The 17,422-nt window shown below is 51.5% G+C and carries 16 protein-coding genes; all 16 read right to left on the reverse strand.

The genetic code is table 11. The features are described 5' to 3' along the window. Positions 1-9: 9 nt before the first annotated feature. Positions 10-1,218: an acetate/propionate family kinase gene (locus ACYUJT_RS11670; RefSeq protein ID WP_460322040.1), complete on the reverse strand. Its 1,209-nt coding sequence runs from the start codon at positions 1,216-1,218 to the stop codon at positions 10-12. Then, a complete protein-coding gene (locus ACYUJT_RS11675; protein ID WP_460322043.1) occupies positions 1,215-2,087 on the reverse strand; it encodes a 3-hydroxyacyl-CoA dehydrogenase family protein in 873 nt (290 codons plus the stop codon). The genes ACYUJT_RS11670 and ACYUJT_RS11675 overlap by 4 nt, the downstream gene beginning before the upstream one ends. Positions 2,088-2,222: 135 nt before the next feature. Then, the gene (locus ACYUJT_RS11680) at positions 2,223-3,725 is read right to left on the reverse strand and encodes an AAA family ATPase (RefSeq protein ID WP_460322045.1); all 1,503 of its coding nucleotides are present in this window, start codon (positions 3,723-3,725) and stop codon (positions 2,223-2,225) included. Continuing rightward, positions 3,718-4,251 (reverse strand): hypothetical protein, encoded by a 534-nt coding sequence (locus tag ACYUJT_RS11685; RefSeq protein WP_460322048.1) that lies wholly within the window; start codon positions 4,249-4,251, stop codon positions 3,718-3,720. Before ACYUJT_RS11685 ends, ACYUJT_RS11680 begins: the two co-directional genes overlap by 8 nt. Positions 4,252-4,459: 208 nt before the next feature. Continuing rightward, complete coding sequence (locus ACYUJT_RS11690) at positions 4,460-4,945, reverse strand: cell wall elongation regulator TseB-like domain-containing protein (RefSeq protein ID WP_460322051.1); 486 nt, start codon at positions 4,943-4,945, stop codon at positions 4,460-4,462. Positions 4,946-4,976: 31 nt separating this feature from the next. After that, a complete protein-coding gene (locus tag ACYUJT_RS11695; protein WP_460322054.1) occupies positions 4,977-6,275 on the reverse strand; it encodes an amidohydrolase in 1,299 nt (432 codons plus the stop codon). Continuing rightward, complete coding sequence (locus tag ACYUJT_RS11700) at positions 6,265-6,915, reverse strand: redox-sensing transcriptional repressor Rex (protein ID WP_460322056.1); 651 nt, start codon at positions 6,913-6,915, stop codon at positions 6,265-6,267. The genes ACYUJT_RS11695 and ACYUJT_RS11700 overlap by 11 nt, the downstream gene beginning before the upstream one ends. A gap of 39 nt (positions 6,916-6,954) precedes the next feature. Next, a complete protein-coding gene (dinG, locus tag ACYUJT_RS11705) occupies positions 6,955-9,831 on the reverse strand; it encodes an ATP-dependent DNA helicase DinG (protein WP_460322059.1) in 2,877 nt (958 codons plus the stop codon). Positions 9,832-9,983: 152 nt separating this feature from the next. Next, positions 9,984-10,616, reverse strand: a complete 633-nt coding sequence (locus tag ACYUJT_RS11710) for a tetratricopeptide repeat protein (RefSeq protein ID WP_460322062.1) — start codon at positions 10,614-10,616, stop codon at positions 9,984-9,986. A gap of 122 nt (positions 10,617-10,738) precedes the next feature. After that, the gene (panD, locus tag ACYUJT_RS11715; RefSeq protein ID WP_460322064.1) at positions 10,739-11,122 is read right to left on the reverse strand and encodes an aspartate 1-decarboxylase; all 384 of its coding nucleotides are present in this window, start codon (positions 11,120-11,122) and stop codon (positions 10,739-10,741) included. 2 nt (positions 11,123-11,124) lie between these two features. Beyond that, complete coding sequence (gene panC, locus ACYUJT_RS11720; protein WP_460322066.1) at positions 11,125-12,021, reverse strand: pantoate--beta-alanine ligase; 897 nt, start codon at positions 12,019-12,021, stop codon at positions 11,125-11,127. Further along, positions 12,018-12,887, reverse strand: coding sequence for a 3-methyl-2-oxobutanoate hydroxymethyltransferase (panB, locus tag ACYUJT_RS11725; RefSeq protein WP_460322069.1), 870 nt, complete (start codon positions 12,885-12,887; stop codon positions 12,018-12,020). The genes panC and panB overlap by 4 nt, the downstream gene beginning before the upstream one ends. Before the next feature lie 300 nt (positions 12,888-13,187). Continuing rightward, complete coding sequence (locus ACYUJT_RS11730) at positions 13,188-14,171, reverse strand: biotin--[acetyl-CoA-carboxylase] ligase (protein ID WP_460322071.1); 984 nt, start codon at positions 14,169-14,171, stop codon at positions 13,188-13,190. Next, the gene (locus ACYUJT_RS11735; RefSeq protein WP_460322074.1) at positions 14,164-15,459 is read right to left on the reverse strand and encodes a CCA tRNA nucleotidyltransferase; all 1,296 of its coding nucleotides are present in this window, start codon (positions 15,457-15,459) and stop codon (positions 14,164-14,166) included. The genes ACYUJT_RS11730 and ACYUJT_RS11735 overlap by 8 nt, the downstream gene beginning before the upstream one ends. Positions 15,460-15,508: 49 nt before the next feature. Next, positions 15,509-16,669, reverse strand: a complete 1,161-nt coding sequence (gene bshA / locus ACYUJT_RS11740; protein ID WP_460322076.1) for an N-acetyl-alpha-D-glucosaminyl L-malate synthase BshA — start codon at positions 16,667-16,669, stop codon at positions 15,509-15,511. Between the two features lie 43 nt (positions 16,670-16,712). Beyond that, on the reverse strand, positions 16,713-17,420 hold the full coding sequence (gene bshB1, locus ACYUJT_RS11745; protein ID WP_460323273.1) for a bacillithiol biosynthesis deacetylase BshB1: 708 nt from the start codon (positions 17,418-17,420) through the stop codon (positions 16,713-16,715). Between the last annotated feature and the right edge of the window lie 2 nt (positions 17,421-17,422).

Genomic DNA, 17,422 nt, shown 5'->3' on the forward strand with positions numbered 1-17,422 from the left:
TATGCAGATTTATGCATTCTTTTCTTTGACAATGCGATGCGTATCCCGGGCAATGACCAATTCCTCGTTCGTAGGAACGACAAGAACCTCCACTTTGGAATTCGGCGTGGAAATGCGACGCGGATCGCCGGAACGGATCTTGTTCAGCTCAGGATCAAGCTCTACGCCAAGATAAGTCAGGTTCTCGCAGACCTTCTCGCGCACGATCGCCGAGTTCTCGCCTACACCCGCGGTAAATACGATGACATCCACGCCGTTCATCGCTGCCGCATAAGAGCCGATGTATTTGCGCAAACGGTATTCATACATTTCGAAGGCGAGTGTCGCATTGGGTTCACCGGCTTCCATCCCATCGGTAATATCCCGCATATCGCTGCTCGATCCTGAAATCGCCAGCAAACCGCTATGCTTGTTCAGCATAGAATTCACTTCGTTAATCGTAAGCTCTTCTTTGTTCATAACAAAAGGAACTACAGCGGGATCCAAATCTCCGCTTCTCGTCCCCATAATTAATCCTTCTAGCGGAGTCAAGCCCATAGAGGTATCTATGGAGACGCCGTCCTTAACAGCCGTCAAACTGGCTCCGTTTCCAATGTGGCAGGTGATGATTTTCAAGTCTTCAATTTTCTGCCCCAAAAATCTTGCCGCAGTTTGGCTTACATACTCATGCGAAGTTCCATGGAATCCATAACGGCGAACCTTATGCTTCTTATACAGCACCTTAGGGATGGCATATAAATAAGCTTTTTTCGGCATCGTCTGGTGGAATGCCGTATCAAATACAACGGTTTGCGGCACGTTCGGCAGGTTTGACTCGGCAGCCTGAATCCCCATCATGCATGCAGGATTGTGTAGTGGAGCCAAATCGAATAAACGGCGAATTTCGGTTTTAACTTCCCCGGTAATTAGAGCCGAACCTTTAAACGCTTCACCGCCATGCACAACCCGGTGGCCCACTGCATCGATTTCATCAATCGTTTGGAGCACGCCATGCTCTTTATGAGTAAGCTTTTCGAGCACCTTGCGAATCGCTGTCGTATGCTCCAGAATATCACTAACCTCGGTAACTTCCTCCTTGCCTGTCGGCTTGTGGGTCAGAATCGAGGAGTCCATGCCGATCCGTTCGACGAGACCTTTCGCCAATACGGATTCATCATTCATGTCATACAATTGATATTTCAGGGAAGAACTTCCCGCGTTGATTACGAGAACTTTCATAACCGGTCACCATCCTTGTCGTATTTGAAAAATCCTTCACCTGTCTTCACACCCAAACTGCCGGCGCGAACCATTTTTTTCAATACGTAGGAAGGACGATATTTCAAATCGCCGAATTCGCGGAACATGCGCTCAAGCGCCGCCAATACGGAATCCAAGCCGAAACGGTCAGCCATCTCAAGCGGACCGTACTGGAACTGGTACCCGACGCGCATGGCACTGTCGATGTCTTCTGCCGTAGCAACGCCTTCGCCAAGCACGTGCAGCGCTTCGTTAATCATGACGCAAATGATGCGGGAAGTGACGAATCCTGGCGATTCATACACCATGATGCCGCGTTTATCGACAACTTCCTCCACGAAATGCTTTGTTTCTTCAAACGTCGTATCCGAGGTTTTCAGTCCGCGGATAATTTCCACGAGGTTAATCTTGGAAACAGGATAAATAAAGTGCATGCCGATCACGCGCTCCGGATACATTGTCGAGCCGGCGATCTCCGTCAAACTTAGCGTGGACGTGTTGCTGGCCAGAATGATATTGCTCGGACACACATGATCCAACTGTTTGAACACCTCTTTTTTGGCATCCAAATCCTCCGAAATGGTCTCGATCACCATATCGCAGGTACCGAGTTCGGCAAGATGAGTTACTTTATGAACTTTGGATAAGATCAACTTCTTCTCGGCCTTGGTTATAGCCCATTTCTCCAGTTGCTTATCCAAGCTCGTCTCTATCATATTATAAGCATGGTCCAATTTTTCAGGCGTTTCCTCCACGAGCAGTACATCGAGTCCTTTGGCTGCCAGCATTTCACTGATCCCCTGACCCATCGTACCGCCGCCGATGACACCTATTCTTTTGAAGTTCATGGTTCTCTCGCTCCATCCTTTCATCGTCTACACATAATATTGTACCCTTCATGTCGAATAATACAATGTTTTATACCCAACATATAATAATATCTTAGCACGGACAAAAAGTAAAAAAAATAACCGGCACATGAATTATGCCGGTAAAAGAACACTGTCACCAAATTGACATCTAAATTGCTCCCCGGAGAGGCGTTCCTCACGCAAAAGGATCTCTAGCGACTTGTCGAACGCTGCCGAATGATCAAGAAGCAGCTGTTTTGAACGAGCCGCAAGATCGTCCAAAATGGCGGCGTTCTCCTTCATGAGCACTTCTTTGGTCATCATCTCCATGTTGACAATGCCGAGTGATGTTAACCCGGAGGTCATCATTGTATGCACGATGTTGATCGCCTGCTCAAAATCATTGCTGGAACCGGTACTTCGCTCCCCATAATAGATTTCTTCGGCAGCCGCCCCGGCCAGAGCGATAATAATTTGGCCTTCCAAATATGCTTTCGTATACAAATACTTATCTTCCTGCGGATTATGCCGGACATAACCAAGCGCTCTACCGCGCGGACTCAGCGCAACCTGGTTCACGCTTCCCGGCGCCACGACCTCAGCGGCGATCGCGTGACCCAGCTCATGAATCGCTACGCGCCGCTTCTCTTCCTCCGTAGACACCCGGTCGGTCCGTTCACCGAGCATGACCTTGTCAATCGCCATCGATAAATGACGCTGCTCGATTTCCTTCTCATTTTCTCTCATCGCATATATTGCAGCCTCATTCATCACGCTCTCAAGCTGGGCCCCTGAGAATCCGAAGGATTCCTCGGCGACCTTCTCCATACTCACGCTTTCGTGCAGCGGTTTATTGTCGGCGTGAAGTTCCAATATATGCATGCGGCCCTTCTTATCCGGCAAGTCGACCTGGATATGGCGGTCGAATCGCCCCGGGCGCAGCAGCGCGCTGTCCAGCATTTCCTTGCGGTTCGTCGCCGCCATGAGCAAAATGCGCGGCGCTTCCGTAGAGTAAATACCGTCCATTTCCGTCAACAGTTGATTCAGCGTTTGATCGTATTCGCGCTGTTGGCCGCCTTCTCTTTTGCCGCCGATCACATCGATTTCATCGATAAATATAATCGCGTTCTCTTTGTTCTCTTTAGCGGCACGCGTTCGCGCGTCCTTGAACAACTCACGAATCCGCCCTGCCCCGACCCCGACGTACATCTCTACGAACTCACTGCCAGATGCGGCAACGAAGACAGCGTTCGTATAGTGGGCCGCAGCTTTGGCCATCAGTGTTTTGCCCGTTCCCGGAGGGCCTGTCAGCAAAATCCCTTTGATCGGCCGAATGCCGAACTGCTTGATTTCCTCATGACGCACCATGAAATCAAGCGCTTCCTGAAGCTCCTGCTTCGCACTTTCCTGGCCGCCGATTTCTTCGAAGGTGAGTTTGGCCGGTCCCGCCTTCTTCCGCTTCCGCTCCTGGGCTGCACCGATCGCAATGCCTCCGCGCATTTTAAGCACAGTGAATACCCCGCCCACCATCAAAAGAGCGACGATAAGCGGCACTACGTTGAAGCCGATAAAAGCCATAAAAATCAATAATACAGGAACGACTCCAGCAATGACCTCCCACATCCATTTACGCATTCGGCCACACCCCCAATTTCTGCGGAACGCGTGGTAAAATAACGTACTTGCTAACAGTTCCAGCGGTTAATGTTACATAGACGTTCTCATTATCCATATCAGCGGTTGCTTGCAGCGCATCGTGCTGCTGCTCCAACTGATCCAACGTACGCTGTATTTCGGTATATTGTTTATTTTCCATCGCCTGAGCAACAGAAAAAAGCGCTTCGCTCCAAATTTTGTCCAAATCCGGCGTCGAATGATCCGTCACTTCCAGCTTTAAGTTACGGTTGCCCAGCAGCTTCTTGCCGTCTTTCTCAATATGACGAATTAGTCCGCCCATATCCGTCCCCGCAGCAAGGTCAAGTTTCAACCCTACCTCTTTCGGGGTAATATTGAATTGAACATGATTCACGCCCTCATATTGCTTGACCAACTTTTGGAACGGAGCCTCAATCGCCCATTGGCGATAGGCAAACCAACCACCAAACAACAATACGGCAGAGACAGCAGCGATAGCAACAGTTTGTCCGATACGTAATTTCATTCGCAGCTTCCTCCTATCCTAATATATATATAAATACTTGCATGAAATGATATACTTTGATCTATCACAAGCTACAAGTAAGAGTATAACATATTGAACATGCAATATCGAAGCCAAAGTATGAATATATTTAAAATTTTTAGGAAATAACAAAGAACCTCGCTCAATAGAGCGAGGTTCTTCTTCTTTCTTGGTTGCCGCACCACAATCAACGGTTCGGCAGCGTAAATTTATCAGGCAGAATCGAGCCGTCGCTAAACTTGAAAAATTGATAGTAATGATGCTCCTTCTCCTTGTAAAAAAGCTGCCATACGTATTCGCCCTCATAGATGCCCGGCATGAGCCTGACGATTCTGATTCCCGGCAGCTCATTCTTGACAATTTCCCTGATTTGCTGCTCGCTCGTTCCGCCAGACAGAAGCTCTTCATGAGGTTCTCCACTTTCCGGCAGCCAGACCATCAGGTCCTCTCCGTTCTCGTTCTTCCCCTGGACTACCCAGCATATCTCGTCCCACACCGATTTCCACGTCTTGTCGACCGATACGATGCCCGTTTGCTGCTTAGCCGTCTGAATCGCTGCTGACTCCTCATTCCAAGTATGCTGCATGACATAGACATAAAAACGATGAAGGCCAAAGAGTACGAGCAGCAGGATGAGGATAGAAAGCAGTATCCATTTGGTTCTCTTCTTCAACCTTCTCTTCCTTTCCTAAACAAGCTTGAGGCTATCTGGATAACAGACCTTCGAAAGCCGCCTGAGCTTCATGGCGAATCCGCTCTTCATCCAGGGTGAGACACGCACCATGCTTCACAATCTGTTTCCCGTCGACCCATACATGCTCCACATCTTTCGGTCCGGCGGAATACACGACATGGGAGACGTAATCGGTTCTCGGTACAAAATGCGCCTGCTCCGTGTTAAGGGCAATGAAGTCCGCTTTCATTCCTGCGGCGAGTTTGCCCGTATTATTAAGGAACACCGATTTTGCCCCGTATTCAGTTCCCATCCGCAACGCCTCCAGCGCAGGAACGGCCGTCGGATCGCCCGTTACTCCTTTGTGAATCAAAGCAGCGAGGCGAATCTCCTCGAACATGTCCAAGTTGTTGTTGCTCGCTGCGCCGTCGGTTCCGAGCGAAACAGTAACCCCTGCCTTCAGCAGCTCAGGAACCCGAGCTACGCCGCTAGCCAGCTTCAGGTTGCTGCCCGGATTGTGCGAAATAGCTACTTTATGAGCAGCTAGCACTTCAATCTCTTCATCCGTTAAATGAACGCCATGCGCGAGAAGGGTCGGGCGTGAAAACATGCCCAGCTTGAGTAAATGCTCCACGGGCCTTGCCCCGTAATCAGCGACATTTTGCTCCACCTCAGCCCGTGTCTCCGACATATGCGTATGCATCGGCAAATCGAGATCATGTGCAGCCTGCACGAATTGTTCAATGTAATCCGGCGGGCAGGTATAAGGCGCGTGCGGCGAAATCATCGTCGTAATCCGGCCGTCCGCCTTACCGTGCCAATTCCGGGCGAAGGCAACCGCTTCATCCAGCTTCTGCTTCTGTACGTCAGGCGGGCACAGCCCAATCGCCCCGCGCATCAGCACCCCGCGGATACCGGATTCTTCCGTCACCTGCGCGACCCGATCCATATGATCATACATATCGAGGAAGGTCGTCGTTCCTCCCTTGATCATCTCCAGCACGGATAGCGCGGTTCCCCAGTACACGTCATTGCCCGTGAACTTCGCCTCCATCGGCCACATTTTCTCCTGGAGCCACTTTTGCAGTACCATATCGTCGCCATAACCGCGCAGCAGCGACATGGCCGCATGACCGTGCGTATTGATCAAACCGGGCATAAACAACAGACCGCTTCCATCCACAACTTCAGCATTCTCGCAGCCTTCCGGCCGGTTGGGTCCGATATAGGTAATGAGATCGTCCTCAACGAGCATATAGCCGTTAACGACAGGTTCTTTTTCTTCCAGAACGGCAAACGTACCGCCTGTAATTAGCAGTTTACGACTCATTTGAAGTAAGTTCCTTTCCGTCATTCAAATAATAGGCAAGACTGAGCAGGTCCGTCGTGAAATCGGCCGCATGAATTCTTACCTCCGCCGGTACCTTCAATATAGTAGGCGCAAAGTTAAGAATCGCCCCGATGCCAGCGGCAACGAGTTGATCCGCTACGCGCTGGGCCTCGAAATCAGGAACCGTAATGATTCCGATCCTTATGTTCATTACTTGTACCGTCTTCACCAGCTCGTCGATCGGCTGAACGGTAATATTATTGATTTTCGTGCCGATTTTGGACGGCGCAGCATCAAATACCGCTACGATTTTCATGTTGTCCTTCAAGTAGGCGTTATAGTTAGACAGCGCTTGACCCAGATTACCGGCCCCGACAAGAGCCACACTAATCTGCTGATCCAGATTCAAGATCTGCCGGATTTTCTCAATGAGATAGGACACGTCATAACCGATGCCCTTGCGCCCGAAATCCCCAAAATAAGCGAGGTCCTTACGAATTTGCGCAGGATTAAGATCAAGCTTTTGGCCCAATTCCTGAGAGGATACCGTTGGCACTTCACGAAGACTCAGCTCATTGAGGAAACGCAAATACACTGGCAATCTGCGTACAACCGCATCGGAAATTTTTTCTGATTTCATAGCTTTTCTCCCCTTATAATGGTGCGATATGAATTACGGTTATTGCTTCTTTACCTCTTGGACTTCGTGAACGTCCAGCCATTCGGAAATTCTTGGTACCATTTGCTCGATCGGCATATGTTCCATTTTCGGTCCAGGCAGCGAATATAAGAAATATTTTCCGTAGTATGATTCCAAGATGCGCGTATCGTACACTACTACTATCCCGCGATCCTGAGAAGAACGCACCAGACGTCCAAACCCCTGCTTGAAGCGAATAACGGCCTGCGGCACAGACAGCTTCATGAACGGGTTCTTCTTCTCCCTCTGAAGACGCTCGCTCTTCGCCTCAACCAGCGGATGGTTCGGTGGCTGGAACGGCAAGCGGACGATGGCCAGGCTGGTCAGCGCCTCCCCCGGAATGTCCACGCCTTCCCAGAAGCTGCTCGTGCCGAGCAGCACGGACGCTTCCTGTCCCTGAAATCTCCGGGTCAGCTTCGTGCGGCTGCCGCTGTCCATTCCTTGGCCAATGACGGTAATTCCCTCGGAGGATAATTGCTCCTTCAGCGGGTCATATACCTGACGAAGCATCCGGTATGACGTAAATAACACCAGCATCCGGCCGCGCGTCGCTACGGCAGTATCGGCAAGCGACCGCACCAGCATGCTCACGAAGTGCTCATCTCCAACACTGCCCTTGACGCTTGGGAAATCACGCGGGATGACGAGCAGTGCCTGGTCCCTGTAATTGAACGGAGAAGGGAGCATGGACGTCAGCAGCCGGTCGCTGTCAGCGGCCTCCTGCAATCCGAGCTGTTCGATCATGTACTGGAAAGACTTATCCACGGATAACGTAGCCGATGTCATGACCACGCTCTTCTTCTTATCGAAGAAATAGTTTTTGAGCTGCTGGCTCACATCGATTGGAACTGCGTAAATCTGCAAGGACCGGCTGCGGTAATTTCCGTTTCCTTCGATCCAGTAAACGGTATCTTCGTCATCAAGTTTCATGAACAAACGAATCGCTTCCCGCTCTGTCGCCAAATCCTTGAACAGGCCGTTGATATCCGTCAGCAAACTGTCCGCCCCATAGTCATCCTGCTCGTCACGGATGTCGTTTAGCATCCGTTCACCTTTGCGGACGATGTCGCCCAGCAGCACATAAATATGATTCTCAAGCGCGCTGAGCGTATCCCAATCCTTAGGCTTCTTGTGGGGCAGCAAGCGCAAAACGAATTGCCCCGGGTCGCCAGGAGCCGCATCGCTTCGTTCCGGCATTAAAGTGAACAGCATTTCGCTCAGCTTATCCCAGCTTTCCTTCACGTCAAGCAGCGAAGGATAAATGCCGTCGATCACGCTGCACCAATCCGCGGTTTTTTCGCCGGGCGTATTTTGCAGCAGCATTCTCAAATTAGGCAATTGTCCTGTTTTGCTGTCCTTGAACAGGCGGGTTAATGTGTGCACGACCGTGAAATATTTCATATTAAGTCCCAGATGCTTTCCTGCCACATCCTCCAAATGATGTGCCTCATCAATGACCAGGCGTTCGTATGCCGGCAGCAACTGATGCCCCGCTTGGATATCCGTAAACAGCTTGGAATGGTTCGTGATGACGACATCAGCTACGCCGGCCTCGTGCTTGGCCCGGTGGTAATAGCATTTGCGAAACCATGGGCAGGAACGCCCTAGGCAGGAATCGGATTCGCTGGCCACCGTCTCCCAGAAATCGCCACCGCGGTTGCCCAAATTCAGTTCTTCATCGTCGCCCGTTTCGGTTTGGGTGAGCCACACGATCATCTGTGCCGCGGTCAAGACATCTTCTTTGGGAGCTACAAAATCTCTTCTACTTATTTTATGTTCAAATTTGCGCAGACACAAATAGTGTTGTCTTCCCTTGAATACTGCCGCGCGAAAAGGAAATGGCACAACCTCCGTTAGCAAGGGGACATCCCGCTCGCGAAGCTGCTCCTGCAAATTAATAGTGTGCGTACTGACCATGACGTTCTCATCGTGCTTCACGCTGTGATAAATGGCTGGCAGCAAATACCCGAGCGATTTACCCGTACCAGTTCCCGCCTCGACAAGCAGGTGCTTGTCTTCATCGAAAGCGCGCATCACTTCCGCTAACATCATGTTCTGCGCTTCACGCTCCTCATACCCAGGCAGCTTGGCGCGCAGTCGCTCCCCCACCTGCTCCAAAAACTCTGCAAAGCTGACGTTCTCAAGCGGATTGTCTAGCATATTGGCCCGAGCGGGCATAATATCCATCCAATCCTCCACTTGCAAAGCGTATTGGCGGTAATACGCAAACCCATCCGTATCCTGTTCGCCCTGAAGCTGCCTTTCCTGCAGTGTCGCATCAAAGAACCAGCCCAAATCGCTGTCTTCTCCTGCAAACAAATCAGCGAGCCGCTGCAGTGTCAGAAGCGGCAGACCATTCAATTCCTCCAGGCATTTCAGGAATATATAAGCCGTCGCAAGCGCGTCGCTGTCGGCTTGATGAGGGCGGTCATGTTCCACGCCGAACTCTGCGGATACCAGCCCGAGCTGGTATGAGCCGAGAGAGGGATATAATATTTTCAAGAAATCCATCGTATCCAGAATACGACCGGTAAATGGCAGGTAACCTGTTTTGTCCAGCGCGCTCTGCAGATAGTTAAAATCAAAAGCTACATTGTGGCCGACAAGCACGACATCGTTTAGAAGCGGAACCATTTCCATCATGACTTCATCCAAGTCCGGCGCATCTTTGACATCATCCTCGGTAATCCCCGTCAATCCTGTAATGAATGGAGGAATCGGTATCGTCGGCTTAATGAACGAATGATATACCTGGGAAACGGTCAAATTATCATCTATAATGGCAAGTCCAACTTGAATGATCTCATCGGAGGACTGATTGCCCGTTGTCTCAAAGTCAAGTACAGCATATTTCATTTCTGTTCTATGGTCCCTTTCGTTCCAGTCTCTATTTCTCTTAACAGCATAACAGAAGATGGACGTTTTGAAAATTAATACAGATGAATACAAAAGAAGCGATGCGCCGCAAAACTACGGATTCCCGCATCGCTTCTGCCATCCGGCCCCGCTTACAGCAACTTGGTAAGCTGGGTCCCATACTGAAGTTTCCCTGTACTGTGCAGACAGGCCTCCCAATTGGCTAAAGGTTCAGGCAAGCTGGGGTCGCTATGGTGAGCAAGTGTGAAAAACTCCCTCGCTTTGCTGCGGTTCCCACTTTTCGCCTCAATGCAGCCAAGCGCATTGTAAATAATGGAACGCAACCGCTTATTTGGCGCACTCCTTAAGACTTCCTCAAAATAAAATGCAGCCTCTTCGCTTTCATCCAGATGGAGATGGCACATCGCCAAATAAGTGCGGCCGATCAAACTGTCCGGATATTCCTTAAGAACGGCCTGGAACTGATCCAGGGACTGGGGAAACATCAGCAGTTTATAATATCCCTGGCCTTTGACAAAAGCATCAGCACTCATTTCCGGATAATCCAGCTCATATCTCTCTTCGAGACTAATACCGGACTGGCGCAGTGTTCCCATCTTCTCCTCGAAATTAAGCCATTCTTCAATCATGCTATCGCTCATTTGCCGCAGAAGATGCCACTTTCGGGCAAGTTCATGCTTATGAGCCCCTTGGGCGATCGGGTAATGCCGGGCAATTTCATCCAACATTTCATTCATTTCCGCAAACACATGTTGAAACATCATCCGCAACCCACCCTTTAACGAAAATGAAATCAGTGCGAGGCCTTATGTTCATTTTTTGTTCCCGGGGGGCTTTTCATTCCCGAAGGCATTAATTGCATAACGCAGGCCGCGAAAACACAGCCTTAACGAATCGTTGCGTGTACTTCCTCTTTCGCGGTCTCTACGGGACGATTGTTCGCATCAACGAACACGACGGTCGGCTTATGGCTTCGCAGCTCTTCCGCAGACATTAGCGCATAGGAAATGATGATCACGTTGTCTCCGGGTTGTACCAGCCGGGCTGCTGCCCCGTTCAGGCAGATCACTCCGCTGCCGCGCGGTCCCGGTATGACATAGGTTTCCAGACGCGCGCCGTTATTATTGTTTACGATCTGCACCTTCTCATTCTCAAGAAGATCCGCCGTCTCCATCAAATCCTCATCGATCGTGATGCTTCCGATATAATTCAAATTCGCCTCGGTTACTGTAGCCCGGTGAATTTTTGATTTCATCATCGTTCTAAACATGGCTATTTATCTCCCTCCATCGTTAAAATAACGTTGTCGATCAGCCGGGTGGCCCCAATTTTGACCGCAGCAGCAATCAGCAGCTTCCCCTCTGCGTCCTTAACCCGCATCGAGCTTGGAACGGACTCCAGGGAAGGAAAACGGCGGATTTCCGCATAATCGATCACTGCGGATGGCTCAGTTTCAATACTCCGAACCAGTTCCGAGACGATATCCTCTGCCGTGGCCGCCTCCTTCTCCCTGGCGATCTGCTCCGCCAGCCGCAAAGAGCGGGAGATGATCAGCGCCGCTTGGCGCTGATCCGGCGACAAATATACGTTGCGAGAGCTAAGGGCCAGTCCGTCCTCTTCGCGTACGATCGGACAAGGAACGATTTCAACATCCATATTGAGATCTGTAACCATTTGCGTAATGACCGCAACCTGCTGCGCGTCTTTCTGTCCGAAATAAGCCCGGTTTGGCGCCACGATATTCAGAAGCTTGCTGACTACGGTCGTCACACCGTCGAAATGGCCGGGACGCGCTGCGCCGCAAAGGTGATCCGTCAGCTCGGCCACTTGAACCTTCGTCTTCGTCGGCTGTGGATACATCTCCTCCACGGGCGGGAAGAATACGATATCCACTCCCTCGCGCTTAGCAAGCGCCATATCTTTGTCGCTGTCGCGCGGATAACGGTCAAAGTCCTCGTTCGGTCCAAACTGGATCGGATTTACAAATATGCTCAGGACGACCAGATCATTGTTCATCCGGGCGCTCCGCAGCAGGCTTGCATGTCCATCATGCAAATACCCCATCGTGGGAACGAAGCCGACTTGAAGCTCCCTTCCTTCTTTAGCGGCGGCATAGCGCTCGGCCCGCAAATGCTCCCTGACATCTCTGATCTCCGTTAATACAATCATGACTCGCCTTCCACCTTCCCTTTTCCGTACAAACCATCCACTACTTTCTCATCGGCAGCAAAGATATGCTGCTCTCCAGGGAAAGCACGCGTCTTCACGTCGTTCACATATTCTGAAATGCCTTGTCGGATCTGCTCTCCGATATCGGCATAGGTCTTCACGAATTTCTTCTCCCGGTAATCCGGGTCATATTTCAACACATCATGGAAAACGAGCACCTGCCCGTCGCATCCCCGTCCCGCTCCGATGCCGATCGTTGGAATAGAAAGTTCCTTGGAGATCGCTTCGGCGACCTGCTCGGTTACCAGTTCCAGCACGATCGCAAACGCCCCGGCCTGCTCTAGAGCTTTGGCGTCAGCCATTAGGCGCTTTGCATCCGCTTCGTCCTTCCCCTGAATGCGGTATCCCCCGAGCTGATTAACGGATTGCGGCGTCAAGCCGATATGGCCCAGCACAGGCACGCCTGCCTGAACAACCGCTTGAACTGTGTGGGCGATTTCCTCGCCGCCCTCCAGCTTTACTGCATGGGCATGGCCTTCCTGCATAACCCTTCTGACCTGGCGCATGGTCTCATCGATGCTGCCATGATAGGTCATAAACGGCAAATCCGTTACGATGAAAGTATGCTGCGCACCGCGAGCAACGGCTCGGCTGTGGTAGACCATATCCTCGATGGTTACTGGAATTGTCGTATTGTAGCCAAGCACGACATTGCCGAGCGAATCACCGACTAGAATGAGGTCTACACCCGCTTCCTCTGCCAGCCGGGCGGAGGGATAATCGTATGCTGTAATCATGGTAAGCGGGATTTGCTCCTGCTTCATTTTTTTCATTTTCACGATATTCAGGGCATGTTTGGCAGTCATTCTCTTCATCTCCTTTGGTTTTTAAGCCTTGTGGATGGTTCGCCATCCACCAGTCCGGCGCCAACGACAAATAAACCTTCTATCGCCATCGTCGCAGCGCTAAAAAGGTCCGAATCCAAAGAAGAGTCACTTTCTCGTTCGTCCCTTCTGTCTCGGTCCTTCTCGGCTCAGAGCAGAATCCGACGCAACCGAATAATTCCACGGTCATGACGGTTATTCACTTCCTTCATATAACAATGTCCACACGAGTGCAGCTCGAATCATCGATACCGCCTCATGTGGACAGTATAACAAAGTTTCTTAAGGATTACACCCGTCAAATTGCACTTCCCCGGAGAAAATTGTGGTGAGGCTGTTATCCTCTTGCATGACAAGAAGGCCTCCCCTCTCGTCCAAACCCTTCGCTCTTCCGCTGACTTCTCCCTGTGCTGTCCTGACGGTGATAGCCTGACCTGTCGTAACCGACAACGCTTCCCACAAATGGCCGATCGGGGCGAAGCCTTCTTCTATATAAAGTCCGTAAAGCTTCTCCATTTCTGCCATCACCGCACCGATCAGCACGGCCCTATCCACCTTCCGACCGCTTTCAATTTGCAGTGAGGTCGCAATGGACGCAAGCTCGGGAGGTAAATCGTCTGCCGTTAAATTGGCATCGATGCCAATTCCCGCTATGCAGTAGCGGATCATTTCGTCCTCGCCTGCGGACTCCAGCAATATACCGCAAACTTTACGTCCGCAGACAAGCAAATCGTTCGGCCATTTAATGCCGACGTCAATTCCCGTTACCGCTCGAATGGCTCGGCATACTGCCACTGCACTAAGCAATGTAAGCTGAGGTGCTGCGGATAAAGGGAGTTGCGGACGAAGCAGCAGACTCATCCAAATCCCCTTGCCGGCAGGAGAATGCCACTTGCGGCCCTGCCGCCCCCTGCCGATCGTCTGTTCCTCGGCGATAACAAGCGTCCCTTCCTCCGCCCCCTGCTCCGCCAGCAGGCGAACATCCTCCTGTGTGGATGTGGTTACGTCCTTAAGCTTTAACCTTCGTCCGAAGGAGACGGTATTCACCGCCTGCAGCAATCCGCTGTATTCGAGTCTCTCCGGTTTGCTGACCAAGCGGTATCCTTTGCGGGAGACGGCTTCAAATTCATAGCCTTCATCACGAAGCTTGTTGATTTGTTTCCATACCGCTGTACGGCTGATTGATAATTTGCGGCTGATTTCCTCTCCGGAAATATATTCGCCCGGCCTAGCCAGCAGCATATCGAGCAAGCGGCTATCACTCATTTTGCTTCACCACAGCTTTCACATAATCGAGCAAGGATTCCTTCTCGTTTGGCACATCGCCGACAGCAACGATCTGCAGCAGCCGCTTCATTAGCTCTCCTAGCCAAGGACCGCCTCTCTCGCCTAAAGCTGCCAGCACGTCACCGCCGCGAATCGCCAGCTCTTTCAGCTCATGAACGGGTACGTCGCGGTGCCAGCGCATCTCCTCTTCCTCCAGACGAAGCAGTGCCTGTTCGCCCTCGCTTCCTCGGCAAGATAACCATCGGCGCTCGCGCTCTAGCCACATTTGGCTAATCGTGTGCCCATAGTGCAGCTGAAGCTCAACCCAACTCCGGCGAAGACGCTCCGTCCTTAGGCTCGCTTTTATTTCGCTCCAGGCCTCGTCAAATCGCATGATGTCCGACGTAGTCTCCGCGACCTGATTAGAGAATGTCCATGCCTTCATTTTCGCTTCCGCCTCGTACCCGGATATTCCTAATCCTTGAAGGAGCATTGACCATCTGAGCTCCTGAGGATCAACCGGCATACGTTCCAGCGCTTGCAGCTGCTCCTCCTGTCGGCGGCTCCGCTCCTCACTCTCTTGAAACGGCAGTTTGGCATATTGCAGCAGCCGGCTGCGGTGAAACAGCTCCAGTCCCCGGAGAGGATGAGGACCCAGCATCAGACGCTCCAGCTCGGCCCGTATGCGCTCCATCGCCACGAAGGTTAGTTTATCCCTTCCTTTAATAAGCGCCCGCCAGAGGCTCTTTACAGGGCGGAAACCGAACACCGACGCAAAGCGAATCGCGCGCATCATGCGGAGCGCATCTTCGTCGAACCGCTCCTCGGCCTGCCCTACACAGCGGATGACCCCCTCCCGAATATCCGAGCACCCTTGAAAAGGATCTGTCAGTTCTCCATCCAAACTGCGGGCAATCGCATTCATCGTAAAGTCCCGGCGCTGCAAATCCTGGGTAATCCCGTCCACAAATTCGACTGCCGCAGGATGCCGGTGGTCTTCATAGTGGGATTCTTTGCGGAAGGTCGTGACCTCGAACGGATAATCCCCCATCAACACCGTAACTGTGCCATGCTGCAAGCCGGTCGGAATCGTGCGTTCGAACAGTTCCATGACCGCCTCAGGCTTCGCCGAAGTCGCGATATCCATATCATTCACCGGACGGCCCATCAATTCATCGCGAACACAGCCTCCGACGAAATAAGCACTGTAGCCGGATTCCAGCAATGTTCCAAGCACCCGTTCCCCCTGATGCAGCATCAGGGGGTCTACCTGCTTCCATACTTCCATATCTCTATTACCTCCAGAGGTCAAACCCTCTTTACGTTTTGAATCGATGTTACCCGCAAAGCGGCTTCGGCACGGGCATCTTGCGTCCCAGCACCTTATAATAAATGCTCTCGTATTGCGCCGTAATAAGATCGCTGCTGAATTCGCATTTCGCACGGGTCAAGCATGCCTCACGCATTGTGTGCGCAAGCTGCTCGTCTTTGAGCAGCGCAAGCGTGTTATCCGCCATCTGGCGCGTATCGCCAATTGGGGACAGGAACCCCGTCTCTCCATGGGCGACCAGCTCGGGAATTCCCCCTGCCATGGAACCAACCGTAGGAATGCCGCAGGCCATCGCTTCCAGGGCAACAAGACCAAAGCTCTCCTTTTCGGAAGGCAGCAGCAGTACATCTGCCATCGAGATAACGTGAGCGATATCATCCTGTTTGCCAAGGAAATGGACGCGATCGGATAATCCCAACTCTTTAACTTTCCATTGGATTTTCGGAAGATCCGGACCTTCGCCGACGAACAGCAGCTTGGAAGGAACCTCCGCATTTACCATATTGAACACATCAACGACGTCGGACACCCTCTTCACCGGGCGAAAGTTGGATATATGCATAAGCACCTTCTCGCCGGGAGAGGCAAATTCGCTGCGGCAGGATTTAGCATCACGCGGGTAATATACACGTTCATCCACGAAATTATATGTGAGCTCGATATCCCTCGTAATGTCGAGAACCTCGCGGGTCTCGCGCATGAGATCGCGGGATACCGACGTGACCGCATCGCTCTCATTGATCGCCAGCCGAATCAAATCCTTCAGCGATTCATCCTGCGCAAGCACCGTGATATCCGTTCCGTGCAGCGTAGTAACTATTTTCAGCTTATCGCCAACCATTTGTTTGGCCAGGAAAGCACAGACCGCATGCGGAACCGCATAATGCACATGCAGAATATCCAGTTCCTGCTGCTTGGCTACCTGCGCCATTTTCGTTGCCAGCGACAAGTCGTAAGGCGGGTACCGGAATACGTAATAATCGCTTACTTCTACTTCATGATAAAAAATATTTTTGTGGTAACTGCCCAAGCGAAAAGGAACGCTATGCGAAATGAAATGAACCTCATGTCCTTTCTCTGCCAGCAGCTTGCCTAGCTCAGTGGCCACAACCCCGGAACCGCCAAGCGTCGGATAACAGGTTATGCCGATTTTTAGAAATGGGCCCATAAAGTGAGGGACCTCCTTCGTAGTCTTGTGCCTTACTTTGAATTTATATGCTGCTGGATCCGAATCGTTCTATCAAAAAGGGCGACTTGACCGCAAAGCCTTCGGCATAAGGAATAAGCTTACGCTGTCCCAGCAAAGCATCCCTTGCTTTCACCCGCTCCATATAACCCTGATTCAAAGGTGTCGGAGCGATGTCCTCTCCGGGAGCAGCCTGTCCAAATTGAGAACGATAGCATTCCAGGGCTTGCTCCTTAAGCGGGTAATACTCGGTGACATCCACGAGCAAATCCGGCGTTCTCCAGTCATTAATGAAATAAAAATATAAATCAGGAAGCGGAATCGCAGGAACTTCCGGCATATAGCGCCGCAGCTTAGCGTTGAACACGGCCTCCTCCACAAGCTTGCTCGCCGCGACATGATCGGGATGGCGATCTTCCCAATATGGAGCGAACACGATGTCTGGCGAGTGCGACCTGATCGCCGCAACAACCGCGGCAATGTTGTCGGGCGTTGCATTCAAACCTCGATCAGGCAATCCTAGATTTGCCCGATGCGCCAGCCCGAGCACCTGAGAAGCTGCGGCCGCTTCCTCTTTACGCAATTGAACATTGCCATTCGAAGACAGCTCGGCTTCCGTCAAATCGATGATGCCGACTTTAAATCCGGCGGCAACCTGCTTCGCGATCGTGCCGGACATGCCGATTTCCGCATCGTCAGCATGAGCGCCAATGACGAGAATATCCAGCTTTATGC

This window comes from Paenibacillus sp. YSY-4.3, assembly GCF_054767475.1.